The sequence below is a fragment of the Campylobacter sp. W0014 genome (genome assembly GCF_020135975.1).
Taxonomy (GTDB): Bacteria; Campylobacterota; Campylobacteria; order Campylobacterales; family Campylobacteraceae; genus Campylobacter_D.
Genome location: NZ_JACHTR010000036.1, coordinates 1 through 10,019 on the forward strand (window position 1 = coordinate 1; position 10,019 = coordinate 10,019).

General features: G+C 26.5%; 10 protein-coding genes. 7 read left to right on the top strand and 3 right to left on the bottom strand.

Going from position 1 to position 10,019, the window contains the following annotated elements:
* Positions 1 to 171: 171 nt before the first annotated feature.
* Complete coding sequence (locus H2277_RS08370; RefSeq protein WP_002779662.1) at positions 172 to 687, top strand: Hcp family type VI secretion system effector; 516 nt, start codon at positions 172 to 174, stop codon at positions 685 to 687.
* A gap of 253 nt (positions 688 to 940) precedes the next feature.
* On the opposite strand, the gene icmH is transcribed toward H2277_RS08370, so the two are convergent.
* Genes icmH through tssJ form a run of 3 tightly spaced genes read right to left on the bottom strand, consistent with a single transcriptional unit; the run spans position 941 to position 3,564 of the window.
* Positions 941 to 1,714, bottom strand: a complete 774-nt coding sequence (gene icmH / locus H2277_RS08375) for a type IVB secretion system protein IcmH/DotU (protein WP_337201871.1) — start codon at positions 1,712 to 1,714, stop codon at positions 941 to 943.
* A complete protein-coding gene (tssK, locus tag H2277_RS08380; RefSeq protein WP_337201872.1) occupies positions 1,711 to 3,108 on the bottom strand; it encodes a type VI secretion system baseplate subunit TssK in 1,398 nt (465 codons plus the stop codon). Before tssK ends, icmH begins: the two co-directional genes overlap by 4 nt.
* 9 nt (positions 3,109 to 3,117) lie before the next feature.
* A complete protein-coding gene (tssJ, locus tag H2277_RS08385; protein WP_337201873.1) occupies positions 3,118 to 3,564 on the bottom strand; it encodes a type VI secretion system lipoprotein TssJ in 447 nt (148 codons plus the stop codon).
* A gap of 131 nt (positions 3,565 to 3,695) precedes the next feature.
* Here tssJ and H2277_RS08390 point away from each other — a divergent pair, with 131 nt between their 5' ends.
* The 6 genes from H2277_RS08390 to tssG all read left to right on the top strand — a co-directional run bounded on the left by H2277_RS08390 (position 3,696) and on the right by tssG (position 9,972).
* Positions 3,696 to 4,943, top strand: a complete 1,248-nt coding sequence (locus H2277_RS08390) for a type VI secretion system domain-containing protein (protein WP_337201874.1) — start codon at positions 3,696 to 3,698, stop codon at positions 4,941 to 4,943.
* Between the two features lie 72 nt (positions 4,944 to 5,015).
* Entirely contained in the window at positions 5,016 to 5,495 is a 480-nt protein-coding gene (gene tssB, locus H2277_RS08395; RefSeq protein WP_126224922.1) for a type VI secretion system contractile sheath small subunit, read from the top strand.
* A 10-nt stretch (positions 5,496 to 5,505) separates the two neighbouring features.
* The gene (gene tssC, locus H2277_RS08400; RefSeq protein WP_337201875.1) at positions 5,506 to 6,963 is read left to right on the top strand and encodes a type VI secretion system contractile sheath large subunit; all 1,458 of its coding nucleotides are present in this window, start codon (positions 5,506 to 5,508) and stop codon (positions 6,961 to 6,963) included.
* A complete protein-coding gene (gene tssE / locus H2277_RS08405; RefSeq protein ID WP_337201876.1) occupies positions 6,963 to 7,355 on the top strand; it encodes a type VI secretion system baseplate subunit TssE in 393 nt (130 codons plus the stop codon). The genes tssC and tssE overlap by 1 nt, the downstream gene beginning before the upstream one ends.
* The gene (gene tssF / locus H2277_RS08410; RefSeq protein WP_337201877.1) at positions 7,352 to 9,073 is read left to right on the top strand and encodes a type VI secretion system baseplate subunit TssF; all 1,722 of its coding nucleotides are present in this window, start codon (positions 7,352 to 7,354) and stop codon (positions 9,071 to 9,073) included. Before tssE ends, tssF begins: the two co-directional genes overlap by 4 nt.
* Positions 9,070 to 9,972: a type VI secretion system baseplate subunit TssG gene (tssG, locus tag H2277_RS08415; RefSeq protein WP_337201878.1), complete on the top strand. Its 903-nt coding sequence runs from the start codon at positions 9,070 to 9,072 to the stop codon at positions 9,970 to 9,972. The genes tssF and tssG overlap by 4 nt, the downstream gene beginning before the upstream one ends.
* Positions 9,973 to 10,019 lie beyond the last annotated feature (47 nt).

A 10,019-nucleotide genomic window follows, 5' to 3' on the forward strand; every position in this document is an offset into this window, starting at 1 on the left:
AAAAAAGCAGTTATAAATAATCTTGATTTCACAAAATCAAATATTTTTTTAAACATCATTATTCCTTAGTAAAGTAAAAACAAATTAATATGCAAATATTTTGCAAAAATTTAATAGATTAAGATTAAAATGATACAATTTTGAATGTTAAAAAAAATTAAAGGAGTTTTTATGGCTGAACCAGCGTTTATAAAAATTGAAGGTTCTACTCAAGGTTTAATTTCAAGTGGTGCATCTACTGAAGCGAGTATTGGCAATAGATATAAATCAGGTCATGAAGATGAAATCATGGCTCAAGAAGTATCTCATATTGTAACCGTACCTGTTGATCAGCAAAGTGGACAACCTTCTGGACAAAGAGTTCATAAGCCCTTTTCTTTTACTTGCTCATTAAATAAGTCCGTGCCTTTGCTATATAATGCACTTACCAAAGGAGAAAGACTTCCAACAGTCGAAGTTCATTGGTTTAGAACCGCAACAAGTGGTGGATCTGAACATTTTTTTACTACAAAATTGGAAGATGCAATTATTACAAATATTGAATTAATAATGCCAAATGCGCAAGAGTCAAGTAACCATGATAAAACCGAGCTTTTAAAAGTTTCAATGAGCTATAGAAAAGTAGTTTGGGAGCATACTGCTGCTGGAACTAGCGGAAGTGATGACTGGAGAGAGGGCAAAGCTTAATTATAATTTATCTAATAATCCTGACTAAAATATACATAATTATAGTTGGGATTGTATCGTGAATTATATCCATGGCATAATTATGATACGACCTCATACTTATTTGTACTAATAATTTGCATAATTAAAGCTTGTTTTTATATTATTTTTATCCTTTTATAGGTTTTGCATTTGATTTTTATTCTAGCAGTAAAACAATTTTTATTTAATTTTACTCATAACAAATGAATTGATATTTAAAAATTTAGTATATTTATTCTATATGTGTTAAATTTTTTATCAATACAGATATATTATTATCCACTTTAAGATTATTGGTTTCTAAATTGAAAATTGCATAGCTTAATACTCCTAATATAATCAATACTGGCACAACGATAATAAGTTTTTTAAAATACAATCTTATAAATTTTTGCCAAATATTTTCTTCTAAACCAATTTTGTATGCTTTATTAAAAGCTAACTCTTCTTCTATCTTATAAACCGGTTTTAAAGATGTGGCAATATTATTGCAAAAATGGATTATTTTTTCATCTCTATCCTTAGCCTCATTATATTTTCCTTTATAACCAAGAATTAAACAAGCATAAACAAATTCCAAAAAATCTTTAAACTTAAAAGGATTATTAATCCAAGATGATGCAATGTCGTAAAAATTATTTCCACCCAAAGTTTCATCAAACAATCTTACCGTTAAAGTATTATGAGCCCAAAAATCAATAAAAAGTTCATTTTTCATTAAACTTTCATCTATAAAAACACAAAGACAATATTTAAATTTAATAATTTCCTTTTCATCATATTCTTTACACATGCTTAGTTTTGAAGTTATGTCTAAAATTTTATTAACTAACATTTCCCTGAGTTGATTAATATTATTTGTATCTATGGAAGTGATCTTTGAAAGCCTATAAGAAAGTAAAAGCAATTCTAAGGAATAATCTACAATTTTATTATTTTTTAAACCATCAAAATTTGAATCAAGAAGTAAGCTTAATGCCTTTTTTTCTTCATTTATTTCATTCATTGAAATACCGCCCACATTATAATATCAGGATTTTTGATATTATTAGTTAAATAAATACTGATAACATTTTCATTTTTAAAATCCTTAAATAATGGATCTCTTTTATTTATTTTATAATAAACATAACCGTTTAAATAAGGAATGCTAGAAGGAATATTAGGCACTTGATCCACATTCAAGCCTTCAAGTTGGGTTGCGACTATATTTTTAATTTTACTTTGTGTATGAATTTTACTTTGAGTTTTAAAATTACTAAGTAAATATTCTATAGTTGAATCTGCGCGAATTGCGAAATAAATTTCAGCATCTTCTAAAACACCTGGATTGTCAAAAATAAAATCATAAAAACCATTTTTATTATCACTTATTTGTGCCATTGTATATTTTGGACTTGTTATTTTAGAAAATAATAATCTTAAATTATTCATCATATTTAAAAAGGTACCATAAAGATTATCATGCTTATATGGAATAAAATCCAAAAAAGATTCTTCGTTGCTAAAAGACGCAAGCTCTCCTTGAAATTCTAAAAATTTTTCATATAAAAATTCAGGGTGTATTTTATCTTTTTTTGATAGATGTGAAAATATTAAATACCATTTTTTTAAAAGATTAAGGGATAAGAAAGTGCTAAAATCTAATGTATTTTTTGTTTGATCTATGCCTTTAAAAATATTAGATAAAACTTTTTTGTGCTGATTAATTGAAAAAATAATTTCCTCTAAAAAAGATCTTATAGTAGGTATTTTGCTAATATTTAAACAAGTAGGTATAAAATCATTTTCTAATTCAATTTTTTTATTGATATCAATATTTTTAATTTTTGCGATTGGCAATTCAAGTTCATCTGGAGTAGAATTGCCTAAAATACCAAGCTTTAATCTTAGACTTGCAAGGAGTAAATCTTTTTTTTCTTGAGTAAAGGTTAAATTTTCAAGCTCATATTCATCTTCAATTTTATCCATTGCATTAGATTTTGAATCATCATAATTTCTTAAAGCAATACTATTTCTAAGACATATATACTTTGAATTTGGAAAAGTGTTTCTTAAGGACAAATCAGCAATATCCGTAACTCCAATTGGAATTTTCAATACTACAACAGAATCAATCAAAGATTCATAATTAATTTCAATAGGCTCTGGTAACAAATCTTGTTCAGGTGCATTAAAAATGCTTCCATCTTGTGCGATACCTGAAATTTTAGAAAGTGCAATTTTTCCTTGCAATAACATTTCTTGAGAAAATTCTAAGTCAATTATACCATATAAATTGCTATATATATTTATAGTCTTAAGATCTATATTTCTATTAAAAAATCTTTCTTGTTGCTCAAAATGAGTTTGTCCAATATTTAAACCATCAAACCAAGCAACTTTTAATTTATTTGCCATATATATTTCCTACTCAATTCTTTTAATACCCTTTTTAGATATTTCAAATTTTAAATACTTACCACTTCCAAATCCATTTGCGTCTTTAGTTTTTGCCCATATTTTTGTCACCTTGTTTGTATTATTTGCAAATAAAACAAGAACTCCAACATAAGGAACTTCTCCGCTATCTACTTTAATTACAATAATATTGTCTTTAGGTGCAATTTGTGTTTTAATAGAATCAAGTTTATCTTTTCCCAATACACCATCTTCCCTAGTGGCCAAATCCATATCGCTTGCTTCTTCAAATTTTTTAATATCTTTAAGCTGATATATGATAGCCGTCACAGGAACATCATCATTTCTTTTATTGAGATTAGAATTTTCTTTATTGTTGATTTTAATACTGACCATACTTGAGCAAGCACAAAAAATCAAAGGCAATAAAAAAAATAAGCTTTTTTTATAAAACATTTAAATTAAATCCTTTCTTCAATTGAAATTTTTAACTCAATTCTAAATTATTTAAAGTAAAATTTTTAAAAAATTAACATAATATTTTTTAAAATTTAATTATAATGAGATAATTTTTTAGAGGAACCAAAATGTCTTTTTGTGATCAATTAAAAAATAATTTAGATGAATTACAAGAATTCCAACTACTTGAAGATGAAATGTCGAAATATAAAACTTTAAATCATGAAAATATTTCTTGGGATAAAGTTTATGAATATTCCCAATTTATATTAGTGCAACATTCTTTAGAATTTAAAATCTGCAATTATTTTCTTTTATCCTGTTTTAATTTAAATAATCAAGAATGCTTTGAGAAACTTTTACTTCTTTTTCAACATTTAAAAAAACTTATGGATGAAAATAATGATTACATATTAACCCAAAAACGAAAAATTCAAAATTTTATTCAAAATTTTATTCAAGAATATAATAAAACAGAAATACTTATATCTCCTGAAATTACCAAGCAATTTATTGCTTTATTTTCAGAATTTGAAACTTTATTATCTTGTAATTTTGCAAAAATTGAAATTGCCCAAACTCCAGCACAGCTTCCAAAATCACCCGTAACTCAAATATCTATAAATATTAAAAGTGATAATATTAATTCTCTAAATGAAAGAGAATACAAAAATTTTTATCAAAAACTTGCTTTTGAACTCTTGGATGAAGATGAAAATAACCTTAGTGCTTATGCTTTATTTTCTCAAGCAATGTGGGGAAAAATCAAATGCTTACCAGAATGCAATACTGAAAAGATCACTAAAATAAGAAAACCCGATGCTGATGCAATCCGTATATTGCTTTCTGATAAAAAAAATGATATAGAACACATTAAATGTTTTATGCATGAGCTTATTTTAAATCCTTTTTGGATAGAAGGCATACAACTTTTCTGTCATTTTTTAGAAAAAAAGAAAAAAAATAAACAACTAGATATTCTTATGATATTAACGAGTGATTTCATTTCCAAATTTGAAACCATTGAGCTTCTACGTTTTCAAAATGGTGATTTTATTTGTAAAGAAGAAGTTTATAAATATTTTATCAGGGCAAAAGAACATAAAAAAAGCTTATTTTCAATTAAAAAAACTGATAAAGAACAAATATCGCAAGATTTTGAACAAATCTTCATAAATATCGATAAAGAGAATTTTAACAATTCTATTATGAATAATATTAACTCCTTGTTAGAAATGGCAAAAATTTTTGAATCAAAAGGAATGAAAAAAAACTCAAAAATTCTAAATATATATTTAGTAGAATTAATGGAAAAAACTTTATTAAAAGACTATTTAGCTGAAGAATATGAAAACGCAAAAAATAAAATTAAATAATACAAGATTAAATTTAGTAAATTTTAATATAATAATTAAATTAAAAATTTTAATATACTTAAGGATTTAACAATGTCAGATGGATCTCATGCGCCAAAAGAGCGTATCAATATCACATATAAAGCTAAAACCAATGGACAAAATGCAGATGTAGAGTTGCCATTAAAATTAATGGTGATGGCGAATTTAAAAGGAAAAAATGAAACTCCATTAGAAGAAAGAGAAATATTACAAATTAATAAAATTAATTTTGATCAAGTAATGCAAAAATTAGATATAAGAACTAATTTTAGCGTTAAAAACACTTTAGGAACAGGTGCAGAAGAACTTGATGTAGATATTCATATTTCAAGCATGAAAGATTTTTCGCCTGATAGTCTAGTTCATCAAATTCCTGAATTAAAAAAATTAATGCAATTAAGAGAAGCTTTGATGGCTTTAAAAGGACCAATGGGGAATATTCCTGATTTTAGAAAAGCAGTTGTAGAGGCCTTAAAAGATGAAAAAACTAAAGAAAAATTACTTTTAGAAATTAAAGAAAAAGAAGATTAAGGAGAACAATATGTCAGAAAAAAATAAGGAAGTAGAAACGCCAATTATTGAAAGCATTATGGAAAAAAGCAAATATACTAAAACTGATGAAAGTTATAGTATCGCTAAAAGAGGTGTTGCTGAATTTATCTCAGAGATTGTTAAAAGTGATAATGCTGAAGAAAAAATTAATAAATTTGCACTTGATGAAATGATAGCTCATATCGATGATTTAGTATCAAAACAAATGGATGAAATTTTACATAATGAAGAATTTCAAAAACTTGAATCCACTTGGAGAGGACTTAGATTTTTAGTTGAAAGAACTGATTTTAATGAAAATATAAAAATCAATTTGTTTGACATAACAAAAGAGGAAGCTTTAGAAGATTTTGAAAATAATCCAGATATAACACAAAGTGTAATTTATAAAAATGTTTATTCTTCAGAATACGGGCAATTTGGAGGAGAGCCTGTGGGGGCGATCATTGGAGATTATCAACTTGGTACTTCAAGTCCTGATATGACTTTTTTAAATAAAATGTCTAGTATTGCAGCAATGAGCCATTCTCCGTTTCTTACTTCTTGTGGTCCTAAATTTTTTGGACTTGAAGATTATTCTGAACTTGCAAATATTCAAGATTTGCAAGGTTTATTAGAAGGACCGCAATATACAAGATGGAGAACTTTTAGAGAAAATGAAGATTCTAAATATACTGGATTAATGGTAACAAGATTTCTTACTAGAAGTCCTTATGATCCAGAAGAAAATCCTATCAAAAGTTTTAATTATAAAGAAAATGTACATGCTTCACATAATCATTTATTATGGGGAAATTCAGCTTATGCCTTTGCCACAAGATTAACAGAAAGTTTTGCAAAGTATAGATGGTGCGGAAGTATTATAGGACCAAAGAGCGGTGGAACCGTTAGAGATTTACCTACTTATCTTTATGAAAGTTTTGGCACTATGCAATCAAAAATTCCTACTGAAGTTTTAATTACAGACAGGAGAGAATATGAACTTGCAGAAGCTGGTTTTATTGCTCTAACTCTAAGAAGAGATAGCAATAATGCAGCTTTCTTTTCTGCAAATTCAGCACTTAAACCGAAAGTATTTCCAAATACACCCGAAGGAAAAGAAGCGGAAACAAATTATCGCTTAGGAACTCAACTTCCATATATTTTTTTAGTTTCAAGATTAGCACACTATTTAAAAGTTCTACAAAGAGAAGAAATTGGTAGCTGGAAAGAAAGAAGTGATATCGAAAATGGATTAAACGAATGGGTTAGACAATATATTTCAGATCAGGAAAATCCACCTGCTGAAGTAAGAAGTAGAAGACCATTTAGAGGAGCTCAAATTAAAGTAGATGATGTTCCAGGAGAGCCAGGATGGTATAAAATAGGACTTAGTGTTCGCCCTCATTTTAAATACATGGGTGGCAATTTTGAACTTTCTTTAGTAGGAAAGCTAGATAAAGAATAATGTCTCTACTCGATAAGTTAATACATGAGCTAGATGATCAAAATACTCATGTTCCTTTCTATCAAAATGATTTTGAGGATGTAAAGAATAATATAAAAGTTTTGCTCAACTCTAAGATTAATGACTGTTATACCGCAAAAGATTTAGGGATGCCAAATATGACTGACATTAATCTTAGTTCTAGCGAATTATGCATATCAATGGCTAAGGAAATAAGAAAGTTAATTGATAATTATGAAAAAAGAATACGAGTTGTTTCTATTACTTATGATAATAGCTTAAGCCCTTGGCAACTTTCTTTTATTGTAAAATGTTTTTTTCAAGAAGATCGTTTTAAAGAATTTAGTATAGAAATTATTTTTAAAAATAATAGATATTGTGAGGTTAAATGAAAGATAATATCTTTTATTATCAAAAAGAGCTTGAATATCTATATGAAACTAGGGAACATTTTGTAAAAAATTATCCAAAACTAGCTCCATTTTTAGCTTACAATAGCAAAGATCCCGATGTAGAAAGAATTATTGAAAATTTAGCCATCCTAAGTTCTAAAATTCACCAAGAACTTGATGAAAATATCCCGCATATTGCAGAATCTTTAATCAATATAGTTTCTCCAAACTATACAAATCCCATACCCTCATTATGTATGCAAGAATTTAAACTTGAACAAAATAGCAAAGAAAATAAACTTACTATTCCAAAAGGAACCGTTGTTAAATCAAAACCTATAGATAAATGCATTTGTGAATTTAAAACTGTTTATGATGTCTATCTTTACCCTATTTCGATAAATGAGGTTTTTGCATCAAGCAAAAACCAAGACTATACTTTTAATTTAAAATTACAAATAGATAAAGTAGAAACAAAAATAAGTGATTTGGGCTTAGAAAAAATTAATTTATATTTAGGTAACGATACTTACATGTCTACTACTTTATTATTATATATGCATTCTTATTTGAAAGAATTAAAAATTCAATGTTTGGAAACTGATGAAGAATTTTTTCTTAATACTTACGATATTGAAAAAATAGGATTAAATCCAGATGAAAGTAGTTTATCTTATAATGATTTAGGCTTTGAAGCTTTTTCTTTGTTAAGGGAATATTTTTTTATGCCCCATAAATTTAATTTTCTAAGAATTAATGGCTTAGATATTTTAAATAATTGCCAAGGAAGAACAATTAATATTGAATTTAAATTCTCTAAACCATTTCCTGCAAATTGCATATTTAGAAAAGAATTGTTTTCTTTAAGTATGACGCCTATTATCAATATCTTTGCAAAAAGCGCAGAACCTCTTATAAATAATCATAAAAAAGATAGTTATCGAATTTTTGTTGATAGAAGCCAACCTAAAGCTTATGAGATTATACAAACATTGCAAGTTAAAGCACACAATAGCGAAGGGGGTAAAAGATTATTAAAAAACTATAAGAGTTTTGAACGTTTTGAATTTTTAAAAGATAATCAAAAAGACTTTTATAGCATAAATACTAAAAAGAATTCGAAAGGAGAAGTATTTAGCGAAATTTCCTTTTTCTCGTCTTATTTAATGGATGAAACTATAAGCATTGATCTTTTATGCTCTAATGGAGATCTGCCTTCAAGACTAAAAATAGGAGATATTAATAATTGCAATTTAAAAGGTGTTGATACTAAAAATATCGAAATTCCAAGTGAAGCGAGAAGATGCAGCGTTGATGGCAATTTATTGTGGAAACTTGTTTCTGTATTATCTTTTTCTTATCAAACCATATTAAGTAGAAAAGCTTTTTTTGGTGTATTAGAAAGCTATAGTTTTTTAAATAATCAGTTAAATTGGAAATCTTATGAACTTTTAAAAGAATCTATAGTTGATATTCAAAGCAAAAGCACTTATCTAATTGATGAAAATATTACAAAAAAAGGAACAGTGGCTATTTTTAGTATTAAGGATTCTAAGTTTTATACTTTAGGTGAAGTATATTTGCTAGGATTAGTTATATCCAAATTTTTAGCATCTTTTGCTAGCATTAATTCCTTTTGTGAATTAAAGATAAAATGTCTTGATTCAAAAGAAATTCTGCATTATCCTGCTTCTTTTGGAAAAAAAGCTTTAATATGAATGATCCAACTTCATATAGTTTTTTTAAACTTATAAGAAAGCTAGAAAAAAATTATGGGAAAAAAAATATATTTTTAAGAACCAATAAAAGTTTAAAGCATCCAAATAAAGATTTAGAAAAAATTATTTTTTCAGATCAATCATTTATAGAATTATTTGTAAATTTTATGGGCTTACATGGAGTTTCCTCACAACTTCCTTCATTTATGTTAGATAAATTATCCAGAAATGAAGATGGAGAACAAGGTTGGACTTTATTTTTTGATTTTTTTAATCACTATTTACTTTGGATATTTTTCGATGTTATTGGCTTAAAAAATTATCCAAGATCTTTTAATGATAATTTTAAAGACTCTATTTCTCAAATTTTATTTAATATATTAGGAATTAAAGAATACGATATTGCAAAAAAATATTTACCATTTGCACCTTTATTATTGAGCTTAAGACGTCCAAAAACATATATAGAAAGAGTTTTGCAAGTTAATTTTAAACTAAAAGACAAATTATCAATCATTGAAAATTTGCCTCACCAAATTTTAATCTCTGATACTCAAAGAAATAAACTGGGCGTAAAAAATCATGCCTTGGGGAGTAATTTCATACTAGGTGATAAATTTACCTCTTATCAAAATAAAATAGCAATTTATATAAAAGATATTTCATATCAAGAAGCGGTTAAATTTATGCCTAATGGAACTAAACATGATGATTTAAAAAATAGTATAATGTTTTTAACAAATTATGAATTTTGCGTTGATTTATACCTTAAAATCAATTATTCTTCAGAAATGAAATTTATCTTAGGGGATGAAAATACCGCCAAACTTGGCTGGGCAAAAATCTTAGGAAACACGCAAAAAAAATTCACCATAGTATATATGAAACTTTATGAATAAATATTCATAATCATAAAACACACTCAAATTTACCCCAACTATGCTAC